Source organism: Paraburkholderia sp. 31.1, assembly GCF_014397645.1.
Classification (GTDB): Bacteria; Pseudomonadota; Gammaproteobacteria; order Burkholderiales; family Burkholderiaceae; genus Paraburkholderia; species Paraburkholderia tuberum.
In genome coordinates this window covers 106,058-125,121 of record NZ_VZQN01000012.1, presented here as the reverse complement: position 1 = coordinate 125,121, position 19,064 = coordinate 106,058, and the positions used below count along the sequence as shown (strand labels likewise).

The following is a 19,064-nucleotide window of genomic DNA, read 5'->3' as shown; positions in this document are numbered from 1 at the left end:
CCGATGGATCAGCCGCCGCGTCAGACCGACACCGCGCCGCAAGCCAACGATCTGGTGATCGCGCGGCCGGAGGGACTGTATTGCCCGCCCGGCGATTTTTACATCGATCCGTGGCGGCCGGTCGAACGCGCGGTGATCACACATGCGCATTCCGACCACGCGCGTTTCGGTCATCAGCGCTACCTGGCCGCGCGCGCGGGCGCGGGCGTGCTGCTATCGCGGCTGCCCGGCATCGCGCTGCACACGCTCGACTACGGCGAGCCGCTGACGATTGGCGCGGCGCGCGTGTCGCTGCATCCGGCCGGGCACGTGCTCGGCTCGGCGCAGGTGCGGATCGAATACGCGGGCCGCGTGTGGGTGGCGTCGGGCGACTACAAGCTCGAAGCCGATCCGACCTGCGCCGCGTTCGAACCGGTGCGCTGCGATACGTTCATCACCGAATCGACGTTCGGTCTGCCGATCTATCGCTGGGATACGCCGCAAAGCGTGTTCGATTCGATCGATTCATGGTGGCGTCACAACGCCTCCGAAGGGCGCGCGTCGGTGCTGTTCTGCTATTCATTCGGCAAGGCGCAACGCGTGCTCGCGAGTGTCGATGCGGCGATCGGGCCGATCTTCTGCCACGGCGCGCTCGAGCCGCTCAATCGCGCGTATCGCGACGCGGGCGTGCGTCTGCCGGCGCTCGGTCTGGTCGGCGAGATTGCCGCGAAAGACAAGGGCGTATTCAAACAGGCGCTGATCGTCGCGCCGCCGTCCGCGCAGAACAGCGCGTGGCTCAAGCGCTTCGGCGACTACAGCGATGCGTTCGCGTCGGGCTGGATGCGCCTGCGCGGCGCGCGTCGCCGGCGCGGCGTCGATCGTGGCTTCGTGCTGTCGGATCACGCGGACTGGCCGGGTTTGCAAACGGCGATACGCGAGAGCGGCGCCTCCCGCGTGATCGTCACGCATGGCTCGATCGAACCGATGGTGCGCTGGCTCGACGAGCAGGGCCTGCACGCCAGCGCGTTCGAAACGCAATACGGCGACGATACCGTCGAAGCCGACGCGGCCGGCGCCGACCAGGCGCCGGCGGCGAGCGAATCATGACGGGCACCGTATGAAACGCTTCGCGGCTCTCTACACCGCGCTCGATGCGACCACGTCGACGCACGACAAGCTCGCGGCGCTGACCAGTTATTTCTCGGTGGCCGACCCCGAAGACGCGGCATGGGCGTCGTATTTCCTCGCGGGCGGCAAGCCGCGTCAACTCGTGCCGACGCGTTTGCTGACCGAAATCGCGCGCGAGCGCGCCGGCTTGCCCGAGTGGCTGTTCGAGGAGTCGTATCACGCGGTGGGCGATCTGGCCGAGACCATCGCGCATATCCTGCCGCCCGCGTCGCGCAACTCCGAGCTGGGTCTCACGCAATGGATCGAGCAACGCATGCTGCCGTTGCGCGGCCTGCCGCCCGACGAGTTGCGCAGGCGTCTGCTCAGCTACTGGGACGAACTCGACTGGGGCGGTCGTTTCCTGCTGACCAAGCTGATCGGCGGCGGCTTTCGTGTCGGCGTCGCGCGGCAACTGGTGGTGCGTGCGCTCGCCGAAGTGGCCGGCGTCGATCACAAGCGGATCGCGCAACGAATGGTCGGCTGGACCGATTCGCAACAGAAACCCGATGCGGCGCGCTATCTGCGTCTGATCGCGCCGCAGACCGACGACGATCCGCAAGCGCACGCGCCTGAACACGATAGCGAGCTCGGCCTGCCGTATCCGTTCTTTCTCGCGCATCCCTTGCAGACCGATCCGGCGACGCTCGGCGATCCCGCGCACTGGCTGATCGAGTGGAAGTGGGACGGCATACGCGCGCAACTCGTCAAACGCGGCGGCCGCGTGTGGTTGTGGTCGCGCGGCGAGGATCTGATTACCGATCGTTTTCCCGAAGTCGCGGCATTGGGCGAGTCATTACCCGATGGCTACGTGATCGATGGCGAGATTCTCGCGTGGGAGCCCGGCGCGGCAGCGCCATTGCCGTTCGCGCGGCTGCAACCGCGCATCGCGCGCAAGACGCTGACGCGCAAGATACTCGCGGATTCGCCCGCCGCGCTGCTCGCATACGACCTGCTCGAAGCAAACGGACAGGACCAGCGCATGAACCCGCTCGCCGAACGGCGTGCACGCCTCGATGGGCTGGCCAGCTCCGTCGATGGCACGCTCGCGCGTGGTCTGCTGCGCGTATCGCCGCTCGTCCTTGCAGCGGACTGGGCCGCGCTCGCGGCGTTGCGCGACGAGAGCCGCGCGCGCGGCGTCGAAGGTTTGATGCTCAAGGAGCGCGAGTCGATGTACGGCGTCGGTCGTACCAAGGCGTCGGGCACGTGGTGGAAATGGAAGATCGAGCCTTATGCGGTGGACGCTGTACTTGTTTACGCGCAGCGCGGTCATGGCCGTCGCGCGAGTCTTTACACGGACTACACGTTCGCGGTGTGGGACGAGGCCGACGGCGTGCGCACGTTGGTGCCGTTCGCGAAGGCCTATTCAGGGCTCACGGATGAAGAGATGCGTCGGGTCGATGCGATCGTGCGCAAGACCACCGTCGATAAATTCGGCCCCGTGCGCAGCGTGACGCCGACGCTCGTGTTCGAGATCGGCTTCGAAGGGATACAAGCGAGCTCGCGTCACAAGTCCGGCGTGGCCGTGCGTTTTCCGCGCATGCTGCGCTGGCGCACGGACAAACACATCGACGACGCCGATACGCTCGCGATGCTGAAAGGGTTTATCGATAATCGTGCGGGATAACCCGCAGAGCACAAACCCCTAACATGTCGAGCATTTTTTTATCAGCATCGTCGCTTATTCTTTTGATAAGACCGCGTCATCGATTCGCGCCATAAGTGCGATTGCGGCTTGCATTGCGTGGACCCCTCAATCCGTTGAAATACCGATATCGTGCGACGCCTCTGAACGAGACGGATCGCACAAGGACAGTGCGTCGATCGATGTTGCGCAGCGCGCACATCGCAGGCGCCGTCATTCAAACGCCGTGATGAATGGGCACGCTGAATCCCGCATTCCAGGTGATTGCAACGTCGGAATGCGCGACCAGGCGTGCTGGCCGCGGCATCGTCCGAGCGAAGCGGAAATAACAAAAAACCGGTCGTAGTCCGGCAGACGCAACGGGATCGAATCTTGCACGGGTGGCGCGGATGCCCTTCAGGGCCAATGTAAAACGGCGAGAAAAAATGACTGTGTTCAACGACAACGTGGACAGCAGCGACGACGTGCTCGTATGGCGGCCGATCCGCTATGCGATGGCCGCGCATCGTCGTGTGCTGGTAGTCGACGATTACCGGGAAGCGGCCGATGCGCTGCAAATGCTACTGATGGCCGACGGCTTCGAATGCCGCGCGCTCGACGATCCGTTTGCCGTGTGCGAGACCGCGCGCGAATGGCAGCCGTTCGCGGTGGTGCTCGACATCAAGATGCCTGGACTCGACGGGCTCGAACTCGCGCGGCGGCTGCGCGCGCATCCGCAGACTTCGCACATGCTGCTGGTCGCGTGCACCGCGTTTGCGTCGCGCGACGATCGCGCGCTCGCGAAGGCCGCCGGCTTCGACGCGCACTGCGCCAAACCATTGACACCCGAGCGTCTGCTGCGCGTGCTCGAATCGGCGGCGGCGTTGCATGCGGCGGAGCCATCGTCTGAATCACGTTGTTAGCGAAAACTTACTGACAGTTCTGTCGTTTCTGCACGGTCGTCGCCAGAAAATCGCACTCGTCGCTCTGCGAATCTGTTTGTCATCAATCTGCCATCTGTCCGCCACCATTCTGTCCAACGCAGTTCCTTAAGCCATGCGTGCCCCTGCGCTGCCAAGCGCACAGGAGTTTCCTCTCGCTATTGCATGCAGGCCCACTCGTTGCTCAAAGACCGATGACGCGGCGCGCTCGTGCGCGCCGCCCATGGTCATTCGCACCGAGGGAGATCCGACATGAGCGACACGCAACGTCCGGCACCGCCGTTTCCTGAACAGCAGCAGGACCAGAGGCCCGGCCGCACGGCCGACATGAACCCGCAACCGGATCACGGCGAGAAAACCTATGAAGGATCGGGGCGTCTAGCAGGCAAGGCGGCGATCGTGACCGGCGGCGACAGCGGCATCGGCCGCGCGGTCGCGATCGCGTTCGCGCGCGAAGGTGCGGATGTGCTGAACGCCTATCTCGACGAACACGACGATGCGCGCGAGACCGCGCGCTGGGTCGAGGACGCGGGTCGCAAGGCGGTGCTGGTCGGCGGCGATATCCGCGATCGCACGCAGTGCGATGCGATCGTCGACAAGGCGATCGAGGCATTCGGCCGGCTCGACGTGGTGGTCAACAACGCCGCGTATCAGATGAGCTATCCGTCGCTCGATGCGATCAGCGACGAAGAATGGGACAAGACCTTCGATACCAACATCGGCGCGATGTTCAGGATCACGCGCGCAGCGGTGCGCCATATGAAGCCGGGCGGCGCGATCATCAATACTTCGTCGATCAATGCCGATCATCCGAATCCTGGCCTGATCGCGTATGCGACCACCAAGGGCGCGATCCAGAACTTCACCGGTGGCCTCGCGCAATTGCTCGCGGAAAAGGGCATTCGCGCGAACTGCGTGGCGCCGGGACCGATCTGGACGCCGTTGATTCCATCGACGATGCCGGTCGACAAGGTCGAGCAGTTCGGCAAGCAGGTGCCGATGAAGCGCCCCGGCCAACCGGCCGAACTGGCCGCCGCGTACGTGATGCTCGCGTCGGATGAAGCGAGCTACATCTCGGGCGCGACGATTGCGGTAACGGGCGGCGCGCCGATTATTTAGGTTGTCGAACTGATGGCGGCATGGCCGCCTGCGCTCACGTACGAGGTTCGCGCAGTGGGTTTTCATAACGTCTTAAGGGAGAGTGCCATGAAGATCGATGTATCCGTCAAACTGGCTGCCGCGCTCGTTTCAGGCTGCTTCGCGCTAGGCTTTGCGCAGGCGGGCTTCGCGCAGACCGGTACCAATCCGTCCATGCAAAACGGCAAGTCTGCCGCGCAACCCGGCGCAAGCCTGGAAGAATCGCGCACGCCGGACACGACCAGCGCGAACAATGCGAACGGCAATGTCGGCGAATCGGGGGGCGCCACCAATGGCGTCGCCGGCGGCGGCAATGGGAAAACCACCAACAGGCGCTTCAAAGGCGCGACGCCGCCGCGCGCGGGTAGTGGGGCGGGGCAATAAGCGATCCGTCGAGCGCGTCGGCCTGCCTCGCGACGCGCCGGACGCCGCGGCGGCATCGCGCTCGCGCGCTGTCGCCGCTTTGCATTGGTTTGAGTTGCGTTGAGTTCCGTCGCGCGCCGCACTGCTTGCGCGATGCCTTGTGAGGAGGAAATCCGATGGCTACCCCCAATGCTGAAACCGCCCGGGCCGACGCGCCCGCGTCGCATGCATTGACGTTCGAGATCAACGGCGAGACGCGGCGCTTCGACGTCGAGGCGTGGACCTCGCTGCTCGATCTGCTGCGCGAGCATGCGCACCTGAGCGGCACCAAGAAGGGCTGCGATCACGGTCAATGCGGCGCTTGTACGGCGATCGTCAATGGCCAGCGGATCAATACCTGCCTCGCGCTCGCGGTCGTGTACGACGGCGCGTCGATCACGACGATCGAAGGTCTCGCGAACGGCGACACGTTGCATCCGCTGCAGCAGGCGTTCATCGATCACGACGCGTTCCAGTGCGGCTACTGTACGCCCGGGCAAATCTGCTCGGCGCACGCGATGCTCGAAGAAGGACATGCGCGATGCGCGGACGATGTGCGCGAGCAGATGAGCGGCAATCTGTGCCGCTGCGGCGCGTATCCGAACATCGTCGCGGCGATTCTCGACGCTGCGCATTTCGGTGACGATGACGCAAGGCAAGACCGTGCGGTCGCGAATAAATCTGGAGCGCGGCCATGAACCGCTTCTCGTACACGCGCGCCGATGCGGTGCAGGATGCGCTCGAACGGCATCGTTCGGACAGGGGCGCCGCGTTCATCGCGGGCGGCACGAATCTCGTCGACCTGCTGCGCGAAGACGTGGCGCGCCCGGCTTTGCTCGTCGACATCAACCGTTTGCCGCTCAGGCAGATCGAAGCGTCGGCGCAAGGCGGCCTGAAGATCGGCGCGCTCGTAACCAATAGCGCGCTCGCGTATGACGATACCGTCGCGACACGCTACCCGCTGCTCGCGAAGGCGATCCTGGCGGGCGCGTCGCCGCAGATTCGCAACGTTGCGACGGTCGGCGGCAATCTGCTGCAACGCACGCGCTGCTACTACTTCTACGACGTGGGCACGCCGTGCAACAAGCGCGAACCCGGCAGCGGCTGTCCGGCGCTGCACGGCGTGAACCGCATTCACGCGATCCTCGGTGCGAGCGAGCACTGCATCGCCGTGCATCCGTCCGATATGTGCGTCGCGTTGGCGGCGCTCGGCGCCACCGTGCATCTGATCGGCAACGACGGCGCACGCACGCTGCCGTTCGCGGATTTTCACCGGCTGCCCGGCGATACGCCGCAGATCGACACCAACCTGCGCGACGACGAACTCGTGACCGCGATCGAACTGCCGCCGCAAGGTTTTGCCGCGCATCACGCGTACGTGAAGGTGCGCGACCGCGCATCGTATGCGTTCGCGCTGGTGTCGGCCGCGGTCGGTGTCGAGCTCGATGACGAGTCGCGGATCGTCGACGCGCGTTGCGCGCTCGGCGGGGTCGCGCACAAGCCGTGGCGCGATCTGGCCGCCGAAGCCGCACTGCGCGGCGCGATGCTGAACGCGCGAACGTTGCGCGACTTTGCGGCGACGCTGCTGCGCGGTGCGCGCCCTCAGCGCGACAACGCGTTCAAGATCGAACTCGCGGCGCGCGTGATCGTGCGCGCCTTCGGCGAGGCCACACAACGTTCGTTCGAGGAGGCCGCGCGATGAACCGTGCCGAAACCTTGCCGTCGACAGGCAGCCCGAAGCCTGCCACCGGCGTGCCACATTCGCGTGTGGACGGGCCCGTCAAAGTGACCGGCGCCGCGCAATATGCCGCCGAGTTCTGCGTCGAAGGGCTCGTGTATGGCGTCGTCGTGTCGGGCACGATCGCGACAGGCAAGATCGTGTCGATCGATACCTCGGCCGCCGAGGCGCTGTCCGGCGTGCTGCTCGTGCTCACGCATCGCAAGCGCCCGGCGCTGCCGTCGGACGTCGACGCGTTCAAGGACATGGTCGCGCCCGGCGGCACGCCATTGAGGCCGCTGTGGGACGAGCGCGTGTGGTACAGCGGGCAGCCGGTCGCGCTGGTGGTCGCGCAATCGCTGGAACTGGCGCGCTACGCGGCGTCGCTGGTGCAGGTGCGTTACGAGGCCGGCTCGCACCAGACCGATATCGAAGCAGCGTTGACGAGCGCCGTGCCGCCGTCGGCCGAGAAGGGCGGCTTCGATCCGCCTCCGCCCGAGCGTGGCGACCCACGCAAGGCCCTGGCCGCAGCAAAGGCGCGCGTGGACGCGTTCTACACGACACCACCGGAGTATCACAATCCGATGGAAATGCACGGATGCACCGTGGTGCCCGATGCGCAAGGACACTTGACCGTCTATGAAAAGACTCAGGGCGTCGTCAATACGAAGGGCTATCTGACGCGTGTGTTCGGTTTGAAAGACGACGAAGTGCAGGTGGTGTCGCCGTTCGTCGGCGGCGCGTTCGGCTCCGGCTTGCGGCCGCAATATCATCTGGCGCTCGCGGTGATGGCCGCGCGCGAACTGAACAAACCCGTGCGCGTCACGCTGACCCGGCAGCAGATGTTCACCTTCGCGCATCGTCCGCAAACGGTGCAGCGCGTCGCGCTCGGCGCGTCGGCGGATGGCCGCCTGCAGGCGGTGATCCACGAGGCGGTGTCGGAAACCTCGCGCTACGAGGACTACTGCGACGTGGTGGTCAACTGGGCGGGGCAGCTGTATCGATGCGACAACGTGTCGATGGGCTACAGGGTCGCGAAGCTCGACGTGCCGACACCGGCCGACATGCGCGCGCCCGGCGCGACACAAGGGCTCTTTGCGCTCGAAGTCGCGATGGACGAACTGGCCGAGGCATTGCGGATGGACCCGCTCGAATTGAGGCTCGTCAACTATGCGGAGCGCGACGCGAACAAGAATCTGCCGTTTTCGAGCAAGGCGCTGCGCGACTGCTATCGCGAAGGCGCGGCCCGCTTCGGCTGGGCGGGGCGGCCGCTCGAGGCGCGCGCACGCCGCGACGGCAACGAGTTGATCGGCTGGGGCATGGCGACCGGTGCGTGGGACGCGATGCAGAACGAAGCGGCCGCACGCGCGGTGTTGACGCCCGATGGCCGCGTCAGCGTGTCGAGTTCGACCGCCGATATCGGCACCGGAACCTACACCGCGATGACGCAGATCGCCGCCGATGCGCTCGGCGTGCCGCTCGGCGACGTCAGCTTCGAACTCGGCGACACCCGGCTGCCGAAGGCGCCGATCGAGGGCGGATCGTGGACGGTGTCGTCGGTGGGCAGCGCAGTCGATGCCGCGTGCACGCGCCTGCACAACCGTCTGGTTGAACTGGCGCGCGAACATGGTGGCGCACGGTTCGCGTCGGCGACTCGCGAACACGTGCGGCGCGAGCGCAACCGGCTCGTGTGCGGCCCACACGCGGACGACTCGATCGCGATTGCGACGCTGTTGCAGCGCGCCGGGCTGGACGAACTCGAAGAGCAGGCCAGCGTGAAGCCGCACGAAAAGCAGCAGGCGTATTCGATGGGCACGCATTCGGCGGTGTTCGCCGAAGTGCGCGTCGACGAAGCGCTCGGCACTGTGCGGGTGACGCGCGTGGTCAGCGCGGTCGCGGCGGGACGCATCGTCAATCCGAAGACGGCGGCCAATCAGGTCGCAGGCGGCGTCGTGTGGGGCATCAGCATGGCGCTGCACGAGCACGGGCAGTTCGATCACGCGCTAGGACGCCAGATGAATCACAACCTCGCCGAATACCACATGCCGGTGAATGCCGACATTCACGAGATCGACGTGCTGTTCGTCGACGAGCGCGATGACATCGTCAATCCGCTCGGCGTCAAAGGTGTCGGCGAAATCGGCGTGGTGGGCGTGGCCGCGGCAGTGTGCAACGCGATCTGGCATGCGACCGGCAAACGCATCCGTGATTTGCCCATTACGCCCGACAAGCTGCTCGGCTGACTACGCCCCTGAGCGCATGTGCATGGATGGCCCGTTGCCGCGTCGATCGATTCGACGCGGCAACGCCGCGCTCAATTCGCGTACTTGAACTCCGGCAACGCCTCGAGCGATTTCTTCGTCGCCTCGGGCAGCACGACGCGCCGGTTGTCGATCTGCAGATCGTTGAACGGCACGGCGACCAGATGCTTGCCCATGCCGAGAAAGCCGCCGACCGACAGGATCGCATACGTGGTGCGCTCGGTGCCCGGCGACACGATCAGATCGTCGAGCGTGCCGATGTTGTCCTTGTTGCGGTTGTACACGTCCGCGCCCGACAGCTTCGACGCGCGATAGCCGCTCGCGAGCTGCACGACGTCCGTGCGTTTTTCGGTGATCGCCTGCGGCGCGCCTTGCGCGAACGCGCTGCCGCACGTGCCCAACGCGGAAATCAGCGTAATGGCGGCGAGAAGCGATGCGGAAGCGGCCAGCGGTGTGCGCATCATCTGTGTTCTCCCGGTTTGGTGTCGTGGCGTTTCGACGGCGCGCAATGCGTGCGCCTTGCCGCTATGCTGCAAATCTCATGCCGCGACTTTGAGCTGAGGGAAAGCGAGGCGGATCAGGCCCATAAGTTGCTACATGCACCGGCCCGCTGCTTGCGCGCGGTGCAATGTCCGGCGCGCGGGCCTCGAATGCCTACACTGGAACAATGAGCAGCAAAGCACACGTGCAAAGGCAGTTGAAAAAAACACATGCATGACCCTGAGATACCAACCTCCTTGCAGCCACTGAGAACACCTATGTCATCCCCAGCCAGCTACTCGACGCGCATTGCCGAAGGCACGCCTTTTCCGCTCGGCGCGACATGGAACGGCAGTGGCGTCAACTTCGCGTTGTTCTCCGCGCACGCAACCAAAGTCGAACTGTGTCTGTTCGATGAAACTGGCCAACACGAACTCGAACGGATCGAGCTGCCCGAATACACCGACGAGGTATGGCATGTGTTCGTACCGAATCTGAAACCGGGTGCCGTCTATGGATATCGCGTGCATGGTCCCTACGAGCCCGAAAACGGGCATCGCTTCAATCCGAACAAGCTGCTGCTCGATCCATATGCGAAGGCGCACATCGGCGAGCTGAAATGGGCGCCGGAAATCTTCGGCTATACGCTCGGCTCGGAAGAGCTCGACCTGTCATTCGATGAACGCGACAGCGCGCCTTTCGTGCCGAAGTGCAAGGTGGTCGACGCGAATTTTTCGTGGAGCCATCCGGAGCGCAACGCGCTGCCGTGGGAGCGCGTGATTCTCTACGAGACGCACGTGCGCGGGTACACGAAACGTCATCCGCGGGTGCCCGAGCGTTTGCGCGGCACGTTCGCGGGTCTGGCGCAGCAGCCGGTGCTCGACCATATCCGCAGCCTTGGCGTGACCTCGGTCGAGCTGATGCCGATCCAGACTTTCGTCAACGACAGCCATCTGCTCGACAAGGGTCTCACGAACTACTGGGGTTACAACACGATCGGCTTTTTCGCGGCCGATCCGCGCTTTTTCGCGTCATCGACCGAGTCGGTCGGCGAATTCAAGGAGATGGTCGACCGTTTTCACCAGGCCGATCTCGAAGTGATACTCGACGTCGTGTACAACCACACGGCCGAAGGCAACGAACGCGGCCCGACGGTCTCGTTCAAGGGTATCGACAACGCGTCGTACTACCGGCTGATGCCCGACGAGCCGCGCTACTACATCAACGACACCGGCACCGGCAATACGCTGAACCTGTCGCATCCGCGCGTGCTGCAGATGGTGACCGACAGCCTGCGCTACTGGGTCACCGAAATGAAAGTGGACGGCTTCCGCTTCGATCTCGCGACGATCCTCGGCCGCGAAGATCACGGCTTCGACGAGGGCGGCGGCTTTCTCGACAGCTGCCGCCAGGACCCGGTCCTCTCCAGCATCCGGCTGATCGCCGAGCCGTGGGATTGCGGCCCCGGCGGCTATCAGGTGGGCGGTTTTCCGCCGGGCTGGGCCGAATGGAACGATCGCTTCCGCGACACCGCGCGCGCGTACTGGAAGGGCGACGAGGGCACCGCCGCCGATCTCGCGACGCGCGTCACCGCGTCGGGCGACAAGTTCAATCATCGCGGCCGGCGGCCGTGGGCGAGCGTGAACTTCATCGCCGCGCACGACGGCTTCACGCTGAACGATCTGGTCTCGTACAACGACAAGCACAACGAGGCAAACGGCGAGGACAACCGCGACGGCCATTCGGACAACAAGTCGTGGAACATGGGCGCCGAAGGACCGACCGACGACGCCGACATCCGCCAGCAACGCGAGCGCCAGAAGCGCAATCTGCTCGCGACGCTGCTGCTGTCGCAGGGCACGCCGATGATCCTCGCCGGCGACGAATTCGGCCGCACGCAGCAGGGCAACAACAACGCGTATTGCCAGGACAACGAGATCAGCTGGGTCGATTGGGATGCGATCGACGACGACGGCCGCGCGCTGACCGAGTTCGTGCGCAATCTGACCACATTGCGCCACCGTTTGCCGGTGCTGAGGCGCGGCCGTTTTCTGACTGGCGAATACAACGAGACGCTCGACGTGACCGACACGCGCTGGCTATCGCCGGACGGCACCGACATCACGGGCGAGCAGTGGGCCGATCCGGCGATGCGCTGCTTCGGCCTCGTGATCGACGGCCGTGCGCAGGCGAGCGGCATTCGCCGTCTCGCGTCCGACGCGACCTTGCTGCTGGTGCTGAACGCGTATCACGACGTCGTCAACTTCACGCTGCCCGACATTCCCGAGGGCGATTTGTGGACCTGCCTCGTCGACACCAACATGCCGGTGCGCGCCGAGCTGCCGCAATTCAGCGCGGGCGATGCCTACCAGGTGACCGGCCGCTCGCTGCTGCTGCTCGCGCTCGAAGCGCCGAGCCGCGCGACGCAGCGCGTGTTCGACCGCCTCGAAGAGCAGTTGACTTCCGACGAAGGCGACTCCGCGCCAGGCTAGTGCAGGCTGGCGAGCGACGCCAGCCCCGTTGAAAAGCGGGCTGCAGCACAGGTACAAGGTTTGCTCGTTCTGTTGTTGACGATACGCACGCGTCTGCGACCTTCGCCAGGGCAGGCGTGCGCACGCAAACGGCCAAGCTGGAGTGAACAAATGGAACAGGAACCGAGCGTCGACGAGCAGATCCGCATTCGCGCCTACTATCTGTGGGAGCAGGCGGCCGAGCCGAAGGGCACGCCCGAGCAATACTGGGAGCAGGCCCGCCGTGAGATCGAGAAGGAGGCACCACCGGTCGAGAGCGGGCCGGTGTCGGGCGATTCGATGAAATAGACATTCCTCAACGGGATTGAGTAATAAGACTCCGAGCCGGCGAACCGCGTGCGGCTCAGGGACCGTTTTCCCATGCCCGATCTTCGCTCCGCAACATGAACGACACACCCGAGCCGCGCGGCATGAGTGCCGCCTCGCGCATTCAGGCGGCCTCCACCGCATTCGGTATCGAGGGGCTCGTCACGTCAGTCCCGGCTGGGCGATGGCGATCTGGTCGCTGGTGCTGTTCGTGGTCGCGGAGCTGGCGGTGGGGCAGGTGGTCGAGCCGCTGCTGTATGGGCGCAGTTCGAGGATGGCCGATAGGTGGTTTTCCTGAGCAATCGTTGCTGATGCGTCCCGGCATCGCGGCTTGTTATCCGCCTATTGACCGGCGGGCTTGTCGTGCCCGCCCTTCGACTTGTCCTGCTCCGGCTCGATCTTCGTGGTGCCGCCCGTCGAAGGCGGGTCGCTAGCCGGGAAGCTGTCTTCGACCTGCTTGTCGATCTGCTGCTCGCTCTTTTCCGAGTGCGGATGCTTTTCCTTGTTTGTCGTCATGGTGGCTCCTTGCTCCAGGTTAAACGTCAAGACATCGGATCGCGCGGGTCCACGTGCGCATCGTCACGACGCCGCCGCTTCCGGCGCGCCGATGATTGCGAGCGCGTCGGGCCGCGACAGCCCGCCGCGCATCGCGTCGGAAAGCCGCGCGGTCAGCGCTTCGCGCTCGCAGGCGAACACCGCGTCGACGTGGCCGTCGCGCACGTACAGCGCGATGAACTGGTGACGATCGAAGTCGCCATCGACGACGATTTCATCCCACTCGCTCGCGTGGCCGAGGTATTCGAAGTTCTTGCCGTAGTGATAGGTCCAGAAGAACGGCACGTCGGCATAGCGATTGCGCAAACCGCACATGTTCTGCGCGGCGATGCGCGCATGCTGCTGCGCGACGCGCCAATGCTCGATACGCACCGGCTCCTGGTTCTCATGCAGCGTGAACACGGCGATATCGCCGGCCGCATACAGACCGCACGCGGCGTTCATGCCGGCATTGACGACCACGCCGCCGTCCTTCTGCAATGGCAGTCCTTCGACAAACCCCGTAGCCGGCGCAACCCCCGTGCCCAGCAGCACGACATCGGCCGCGATGGCCTCGCCGCCGGCAAGCATCACCGTATGCACATTGCCTTCCTCGCCCTCGAGCGAGGCGACCTTGGCGTCGAGATAAAACTTCACGCCATTGCTTTCGTGCAGCGCGCGAAACATCTGGCCCGCGCGCTCGCCGAACTGCTTCGCGAACGGCACCTTGTCGCGCGAAATCACGGTGACGGGCACCCCGTTCTTGCGCAACGCGGACGCGACTTCGAGGCCGATGAAGCTGCTGCCGAGAATCGCGACGCGGGTTTGCGATGCATCGTCGCCGAGCGCGTCGATCAACGCGGCGGCATCGTCGAGGTGTCGAAGCACATGCACGCCGCCGAGTTCGCAGCCGGGCATGTCGGGCACTTTCGGCACGCTGCCTGTCGCGAGCAGCGCGGTGTCGTATTTCAGCGGCTCGATGCTCTGCTCGCTACCACCCGCGCCGGCTTCGAAATGGATCGTGTGCGCAGGCACGTCGAGCCGCGCGACCTTCGCGACGATGCGCTCGATGCCGTGCGTGTGCAGCCAGTCGGGCGGCAGCAGCGGCGGCACGTCGGCGGGCGTCATTTCAAACGAGGGGACGAATTTGCTCAGCGAGGTACGGTCATAGGGCGCGTGCGCTTCGTCGCCGATCAGCGTGATGCGGCCCTCGAAGCCGAACTCGCGTAGCGCGGCACAGGCAGCGGCGCCGGCCGCGCCCGCGCCGATTACCACGTAGTGCTTGTCTTGCGCGGTGGCATCGGGCGGTGATGTGCGCGCCGCCGGTGCCGGCGCTGCGATTTTTTTCGCCGACACGAGCACGTCGTCGCCATCGAGCGTGACCGGGTAGCGATCGAGCGGCAGCAGCGCGGGCGGCTCGAGCACGTTGCCGGTCGCGACGTCGAACGTACCCTTGTGCCATGGGCAGATGATGCGGCCGTGGCACAGCGCGCCCTCTTCGAGCGGGCCCCCGGCATGCGGGCAATCAGGCGAGTAAGCCCGCACGGTGTCGCCATCGCGCACCAGCAGAATCGGCGTGCCGTCCACGATCACGCGCACCGCGCGGTCCGCTGGCAATTCCGAGAGCCGCGCGACGCGGCGGGCAGTCGTGGACATGGTGAGGCCTCGCGCAAGAAAGAGCTCGCGCAGCGCACGCAAACGCGTCGCGAGCGGTGACGGAAGTACGCTTGCCATCAAGCAGCGATAAGCCAGCAATCGTCGTGCCCGGACGCGTCGGCGGAGTGATGCCGTGAAGCTGCTTGGGAAGATAGGCCGAGATGCGGTAAATTTCGAGGCAGGTGAATTAGCGCGCGAACAGCGGCGTGCGAATTCACAGGCAATGCCTTCCCTGACCGTATGCAACTTTGATGGAGCAGGTGACCGTGCAGCGTGCAGAACGTGTCGCAGTCGATGTGCCGATGCCGTCACGCAACTTCGCGGCGACGCAGCGCATGCTGCTGATCTTGCTGGCCGTGTCGATCGTGTTTCCGTTGGCCTGCCTCGTGGGCTACGGCTACTTCGACTACCAGCGCCGCATCTCCGATGCGAACGATGCGCTCGACCGCCTCGCGCGCGTGGCGCAGGAGCAGGCCGTCAAGGTGCTGGATTTGAACCGGCAGATGGCCTCGCGCGTGATCGAGCTGCTCGGCAATTCCGACGACGCGCAGATCCGCGCGCGCGAGCGCGAATTGCACGAGCGTCTGCAGAGCATCGGCGGCGACTTTCCGCAGGTGGCGTCGATCTCGCTGCTTGGTGTGAACGGCCAGTTACTTGCGTCGAGCCTCGCGTATCCGGCGCCGGCAGTGACGAGCGGCTTGCGCGACGACTTTCTCGCCGCGAAGGCGATGCGTCCGCAGCCGTATTTCTCGCTGCCGATGTTCGGCAAGCTGTCGAAGGTCGACGTGTTCACGACCGCGATCGGCCGCTCGGGTACGGACGGTCAGTTTCTCGGCGTGGTCACGGTGGCGCTGCGCAGCGAATATTTTTCGCGCTTCTATCGCGAGCTGACCAACGGCGATCCGTCGCTCGCGCTCGCGCTGTACCGGCAGGACGGCAATCTGCTGGTGCACTATCCGCCATGGCCGGCCGGCGCGCGGCCGTCGATGCACAGCGCGTTCATGTCCGCGTTGCGCGACAAACAGCTGTTCGGGCACCTGCATCTGAATTCGACCGTCGATGGTGTCGAGCGGCTGCTCGCGTTTCGCCGCGTCGGCGACTATCCGTTGTATGTGATGAGCGCGTACGCGATGTCATCGATCGTGGCGGCGTGGCGCACGCACTTTATGTTGATCGCGGCGCTGACGGCGGTGCCCTGCATCGCGATCTGGGGGCTCGTGCTGTATTCGCTGCGTCAGCTCGAGGCGGAGCGGCGCGCGTGGGAGCGGTGGCAGGGCGAGGTCGCGATGCGTCTGTCGGCCGAGGCGTCGAGCCGGCAACTGCAGCGCATGGGCGCGCTCGGCAATCTGGTCGCGAATGTCGCGCACGATTTCAACAACCTGCTGATGGTGGTGTCGGCGAACACCGAGCTCGCGCGCCTCAAGCATTACAACGATCTCGAGAAGGAAGTGCATGCGGTCGAGCGTGCCACCGCTACGGCCGAAGCGCTGACGCGGCGTCTCTTGAGCGTCGCGCGCAAGCAGCCGCTGAAGCAGGAGCCCGTCGAGCTTGCGCGCTGGCTGCCGACCGCCGTGCCGCTGATCAACGCGGCACTCGGCGACACGATCGAACTGGCGTTGCGCATGCCGGAGAACCTGTGGCAGGTGCTCGTCGATTCGACCGATCTCGAGTTCGCGATCGTGAACATCGCGATGAACGCGCGCGATGCGATGCCGCGCGGCGGGCGCTTCGTGATCCGCTGCCAGAACAATCGGCTGGTCAGCAGCGATACGCTGCTGCCGGACGGCGAGTACGTGCTGATCGCCTGTTCCGACGACGGCGAAGGGATGCCCGAATCGGTCGCGCGACGCGCGTTCGAGCCGCTGTTCACGACCAAGCTGCGCGGCTCGGGCACCGGCCTCGGGCTCGCCCAGGTGCTGTCGATGTCCGAGCAGGCCGGTGGCACCGCGAAGATCGACAGCGTGCCGGGCAGCGGCACGACGGTGCGGATGTTTTTGCCGCGCTATCGTGAGGGCGCCGCGCTGGCCGGCGCCGATGCGCGCCAGCCGCTGCCGACCGCGGCCGGGGCCGTGCTGCTCGTCGAGGACAACGAGGACGTCGCTGCCGGCGTGACCGCGGTGCTCGAAACCTTCGGCTGCGAGGTGCATCACGAGCCGACCGCCGACCAGGCGTTCGACGTGCTGAACGCCGGCGAGCGCTTCGAGCTCGTGCTGTCGGACATCCAGATGCCGGGCAAGCTGAACGGTATCGACCTGGCGGAGAAGGTCCGCAGCGCGTGGCCGTCGCAGAAGATCGCGCTGATGACCGGTTACGCCGACGAGCTCGACCGCGCGCGTCGGCTCGGCATTGCGATACTCGCGAAGCCGTTCAATATCGACGAACTGCATGCGCTGGTGGCTTGCGGCACCTGAAGCCGCGGCACCGTTCGTCTATCGCGTCCATGGGCTTTTCCTGGCGTGCTGTGCTGCGGCACAGCCCTTGCTGAAAAGAGCGCGAGGTTTGCGCGTGCGGTCACCGCGCGCCCACTTCCTTTCGACAATCTCGACACCCAGGAGAATCGCCATGAAGATCAGACACGCAGTGCTCGTTTCCACCTTGCTCGCGGCTTCGTCGCTCGCAATGGCCCAAGGCGCCGGCGGTGGCGCAGGCGGCGGCGGGGGGCCGGCCGGCAACGACCCGAACAGCAACGCCGCGACCTCGACACGCGAGGGCGGCGATGCGGGCGCGACCGGGGAGACCACGCCTTCGACTCACCATCACATGAAGAAGCATTCGAAGTCGAAGAAGCCCATGACCGACTCGACGAATACGCCGGGCGCCGACGCGAGCAGCGATACGAAGGGGCAGTAAGCGCAGCGTGTCAAGGCAGGGCGGCTGGAGTCGCGCGTCGGGTGTGACCCAGCGTGTCGGCTCCGGCAGTTTTTCTGTGCGCCGCAGTCCCCGCCAGAACCCGGCACTGTCGGCAACGGGGGTTTTATGAGATGGTGCCGTGTTGCACAATCGGGCCTCGTCAATTGACTGTGAGGCACGATGACTTCACTTTTTCCCGCTCCTCACCTCGACGTCCGTGAAAGACGGCACGGACATTTCTTCTGGCAGAGCGTTCGCAAATCGATCTACCTTCACATTGAGTCGCCCCGCATGTTTGACGCGGACCGCTGGTTTCATTTTGCCCTGCCAGCCGGCGCACCCCGCGCGGGAAACGACGACCTGGCGCAAGGCATGGAGGAAGCGCGCGCAGCGTGGCTGCAACACGCCCCCTCGATGCTGCTGTCCCTCCAGTCGTACGAGCTGCGCGACGTGCTTGGCCGAAGTGACAACCGATTCGATATGCGCCGGATGGACGACCATGAGGTTGCAAAGGCCCTTTACAACGAAGTGCGGAACGGTGGCCTGCTCTTTGTGCCGGAGCGGCAGGATATGCGCAAGTGCGTGCAGGCGATACAGGAGCAGCGAGACAAGGGTTCCAGGCAAGCGCCCGCGCGCGCGCAACAGCCAGCCGACGCGGACATGGCAAAGCTTCTTCGTAGCAACAGCGCGCGCGTGCCGCAGAATCTCGCCAATGTAAAGCCGTTCGAGTACACACCGGACGCGGCAAGTGGCGACGTTGAGGTACTGGCGGGCGCCGAGGGAATGCCGGGTAATAATCAGGCGCAAAACAGGCAGACTCGTGATGTAGCAACTGCCTTGGGCCTCAACAAAAATCAGGCGCAGCAGCTTCATCGGGAAATTGGCGGTCAACGGCTCGGCTATCACGAAATAATGGAACGCGCCAAAGATATGTTCAACTTGTGGTAACGCGGCCAACAAACAGTGGAATTACCGAATGATTAACACACGAGACGAGATTGAGCGCCGCCTGTCAGCTGTTGAAGGACTGCCGATAAGTGCGGTACATCATGCAGCAGGCACGCTGACGATGCAGTTTGGCTCCCTAAGACCGGTAGCCAATTTCAAAGGTGCGATCAGGCACGTTGGGGAGTGGTCGTTACACATCCAATGCAACTGGAAAATAGAACAGGCTGGCAGTGCGATTGCAACGCAAGATGATCTTTTCGGTCCCGATGAAAAGGCACACCGTTCGGCTCAGCGCATTGACGATTTGCTGGTCAAACAGGGCCCTGCCATTGTGAAAGGCGTATCGGGAAGCGAAGAAGGCGGTGCAGACATTTTACTGTCCGGTGGCTTGCGGCTTGTCATCAGCCCGAACAGTGCGCCTGACGAAGAAGACTGGCGCTTTTTTGACCCAACCTCCGATGCGAAGCACTTTATCATCGAGGGCGGCAAGGTTGATCCCTGGTCTTTATCGTGACGAACGTCCCCAGGAAAAGG

17 protein-coding genes are annotated in these 19,064 nt (G+C 64.8%); 14 read left to right on the top strand and 3 right to left on the bottom strand.

Going from position 1 to position 19,064, the window contains the following annotated elements; translation table 11 throughout:
• Positions 1–3 precede the first annotated feature (3 nt).
• The 8 genes from F6X37_RS11655 to F6X37_RS11620 all read left to right on the top strand — a co-directional run bounded on the left by F6X37_RS11655 (position 4) and on the right by F6X37_RS11620 (position 9,207).
• Positions 4–1,086, top strand: coding sequence for a ligase-associated DNA damage response exonuclease (locus F6X37_RS11655; RefSeq protein WP_187611398.1), 1,083 nt, complete (start codon positions 4–6; stop codon positions 1,084–1,086).
• Between the two features lie 10 nt (positions 1,087–1,096).
• A complete protein-coding gene (locus tag F6X37_RS11650) occupies positions 1,097–2,770 on the top strand; it encodes an ATP-dependent DNA ligase (RefSeq protein WP_187611397.1) in 1,674 nt (557 codons plus the stop codon).
• Positions 2,771–3,213: 443 nt separating this feature from the next.
• The gene (locus F6X37_RS11645) at positions 3,214–3,690 is read left to right on the top strand and encodes a response regulator (protein ID WP_018425151.1); all 477 of its coding nucleotides are present in this window, start codon (positions 3,214–3,216) and stop codon (positions 3,688–3,690) included.
• Positions 3,691–3,960: 270 nt separating this feature from the next.
• Complete coding sequence (locus F6X37_RS11640; protein WP_187611396.1) at positions 3,961–4,827, top strand: glucose 1-dehydrogenase; 867 nt, start codon at positions 3,961–3,963, stop codon at positions 4,825–4,827.
• A gap of 87 nt (positions 4,828–4,914) precedes the next feature.
• Positions 4,915–5,229 (top strand): hypothetical protein, encoded by a 315-nt coding sequence (locus F6X37_RS11635; RefSeq protein WP_090809925.1) that lies wholly within the window; start codon positions 4,915–4,917, stop codon positions 5,227–5,229.
• A gap of 155 nt (positions 5,230–5,384) precedes the next feature.
• Entirely contained in the window at positions 5,385–5,945 is a 561-nt protein-coding gene (locus F6X37_RS11630; RefSeq protein ID WP_187611395.1) for a (2Fe-2S)-binding protein, read from the top strand.
• Complete coding sequence (locus tag F6X37_RS11625) at positions 5,942–6,949, top strand: FAD binding domain-containing protein (protein WP_187611394.1); 1,008 nt, start codon at positions 5,942–5,944, stop codon at positions 6,947–6,949. The genes F6X37_RS11630 and F6X37_RS11625 overlap by 4 nt, the downstream gene beginning before the upstream one ends.
• Positions 6,946–9,207, top strand: a complete 2,262-nt coding sequence (locus tag F6X37_RS11620) for a xanthine dehydrogenase family protein molybdopterin-binding subunit (RefSeq protein WP_187611393.1) — start codon at positions 6,946–6,948, stop codon at positions 9,205–9,207. The genes F6X37_RS11625 and F6X37_RS11620 overlap by 4 nt, the downstream gene beginning before the upstream one ends.
• A 71-nt stretch (positions 9,208–9,278) precedes the next feature.
• On the opposite strand, the gene F6X37_RS11615 is transcribed toward F6X37_RS11620, so the two are convergent.
• Positions 9,279–9,689 carry a PRC-barrel domain-containing protein gene (locus tag F6X37_RS11615; RefSeq protein ID WP_187611392.1) on the bottom strand — a complete coding sequence of 137 codons (411 nt, stop codon included), beginning with the start codon at positions 9,687–9,689 and terminating at the stop codon, positions 9,279–9,281.
• Between the two features lie 294 nt (positions 9,690–9,983).
• Between F6X37_RS11615 and glgX the strand changes: the two genes are divergently transcribed.
• Together glgX and F6X37_RS11605 are read left to right on the top strand one after the other, a co-directional pair.
• Entirely contained in the window at positions 9,984–12,197 is a 2,214-nt protein-coding gene (gene glgX, locus F6X37_RS11610; protein WP_187611391.1) for a glycogen debranching protein GlgX, read from the top strand.
• Positions 12,198–12,347: 150 nt separating this feature from the next.
• Positions 12,348–12,524, top strand: a complete 177-nt coding sequence (locus tag F6X37_RS11605) for a DUF2934 domain-containing protein (protein WP_184046959.1) — start codon at positions 12,348–12,350, stop codon at positions 12,522–12,524.
• Positions 12,525–12,884: 360 nt separating this feature from the next.
• Here the strand turns inward: F6X37_RS11605 and F6X37_RS11600 are convergent, their stop codons facing one another.
• Both F6X37_RS11600 and F6X37_RS11595 read right to left on the bottom strand, forming a co-directional pair.
• A complete protein-coding gene (locus F6X37_RS11600; protein WP_184035179.1) occupies positions 12,885–13,058 on the bottom strand; it encodes a hypothetical protein in 174 nt (57 codons plus the stop codon).
• 63 nt (positions 13,059–13,121) lie between these two features.
• A complete protein-coding gene (locus F6X37_RS11595; RefSeq protein ID WP_187611390.1) occupies positions 13,122–14,732 on the bottom strand; it encodes an FAD-dependent oxidoreductase in 1,611 nt (536 codons plus the stop codon).
• Positions 14,733–14,998: 266 nt separating this feature from the next.
• Here F6X37_RS11595 and F6X37_RS11590 point away from each other — a divergent pair, with 266 nt between their 5' ends.
• The 4 genes from F6X37_RS11590 to F6X37_RS11575 all read left to right on the top strand — a co-directional run bounded on the left by F6X37_RS11590 (position 14,999) and on the right by F6X37_RS11575 (position 19,044).
• A complete protein-coding gene (locus F6X37_RS11590) occupies positions 14,999–17,143 on the top strand; it encodes a hybrid sensor histidine kinase/response regulator (protein ID WP_316251956.1) in 2,145 nt (714 codons plus the stop codon).
• A gap of 151 nt (positions 17,144–17,294) precedes the next feature.
• Positions 17,295–17,582, top strand: coding sequence for a hypothetical protein (locus F6X37_RS11585; protein WP_187611388.1), 288 nt, complete (start codon positions 17,295–17,297; stop codon positions 17,580–17,582).
• A gap of 291 nt (positions 17,583–17,873) precedes the next feature.
• On the top strand, positions 17,874–18,530 hold the full coding sequence (locus tag F6X37_RS11580; protein WP_262419863.1) for a hypothetical protein: 657 nt from the start codon (positions 17,874–17,876) through the stop codon (positions 18,528–18,530).
• 28 nt (positions 18,531–18,558) lie between these two features.
• Positions 18,559–19,044, top strand: coding sequence for a hypothetical protein (locus F6X37_RS11575; RefSeq protein WP_187611386.1), 486 nt, complete (start codon positions 18,559–18,561; stop codon positions 19,042–19,044).
• The last annotated feature ends 20 nt before the right edge of the window (positions 19,045–19,064 follow it).

What these genes read in the sequence shown, in the direction of transcription:
- F6X37_RS11655 (WP_187611398.1), top strand. Translation starts at nt 4, where the DNA reads ATGGATCAGCCGCCGCGTCAGACCGACACCGCGCCGCAAGCCAACGAT.
- F6X37_RS11650 (WP_187611397.1), top strand. Translation starts at nt 1,097, where the DNA reads ATGAAACGCTTCGCGGCTCTCTACACCGCGCTCGATGCGACCACGTCG.
- F6X37_RS11645 (WP_018425151.1), top strand. Translation starts at nt 3,214, where the DNA reads ATGACTGTGTTCAACGACAACGTGGACAGCAGCGACGACGTGCTCGTA.
- F6X37_RS11640 (WP_187611396.1), top strand. Translation starts at nt 3,961, where the DNA reads ATGAGCGACACGCAACGTCCGGCACCGCCGTTTCCTGAACAGCAGCAG.
- F6X37_RS11635 (WP_090809925.1), top strand. Translation starts at nt 4,915, where the DNA reads ATGAAGATCGATGTATCCGTCAAACTGGCTGCCGCGCTCGTTTCAGGC.
- F6X37_RS11630 (WP_187611395.1), top strand. Translation starts at nt 5,385, where the DNA reads ATGGCTACCCCCAATGCTGAAACCGCCCGGGCCGACGCGCCCGCGTCG.
- F6X37_RS11625 (WP_187611394.1), top strand. Translation starts at nt 5,942, where the DNA reads ATGAACCGCTTCTCGTACACGCGCGCCGATGCGGTGCAGGATGCGCTC.
- F6X37_RS11620 (WP_187611393.1), top strand. Translation starts at nt 6,946, where the DNA reads ATGAACCGTGCCGAAACCTTGCCGTCGACAGGCAGCCCGAAGCCTGCC.
- F6X37_RS11615 (WP_187611392.1), bottom strand. Translation starts at nt 9,689, where the DNA reads ATGATGCGCACACCGCTGGCCGCTTCCGCATCGCTTCTCGCCGCCATT.
- glgX (WP_187611391.1), top strand. Translation starts at nt 9,984, where the DNA reads ATGTCATCCCCAGCCAGCTACTCGACGCGCATTGCCGAAGGCACGCCT.
- F6X37_RS11605 (WP_184046959.1), top strand. Translation starts at nt 12,348, where the DNA reads ATGGAACAGGAACCGAGCGTCGACGAGCAGATCCGCATTCGCGCCTAC.
- F6X37_RS11600 (WP_184035179.1), bottom strand. Translation starts at nt 13,058, where the DNA reads ATGACGACAAACAAGGAAAAGCATCCGCACTCGGAAAAGAGCGAGCAG.
- F6X37_RS11595 (WP_187611390.1), bottom strand. Translation starts at nt 14,732, where the DNA reads ATGTCCACGACTGCCCGCCGCGTCGCGCGGCTCTCGGAATTGCCAGCG.
- F6X37_RS11585 (WP_187611388.1), top strand. Translation starts at nt 17,295, where the DNA reads ATGAAGATCAGACACGCAGTGCTCGTTTCCACCTTGCTCGCGGCTTCG.
- F6X37_RS11580 (WP_262419863.1), top strand. Translation starts at nt 17,874, where the DNA reads ATGTTTGACGCGGACCGCTGGTTTCATTTTGCCCTGCCAGCCGGCGCA.
- F6X37_RS11575 (WP_187611386.1), top strand. Translation starts at nt 18,559, where the DNA reads ATGATTAACACACGAGACGAGATTGAGCGCCGCCTGTCAGCTGTTGAA.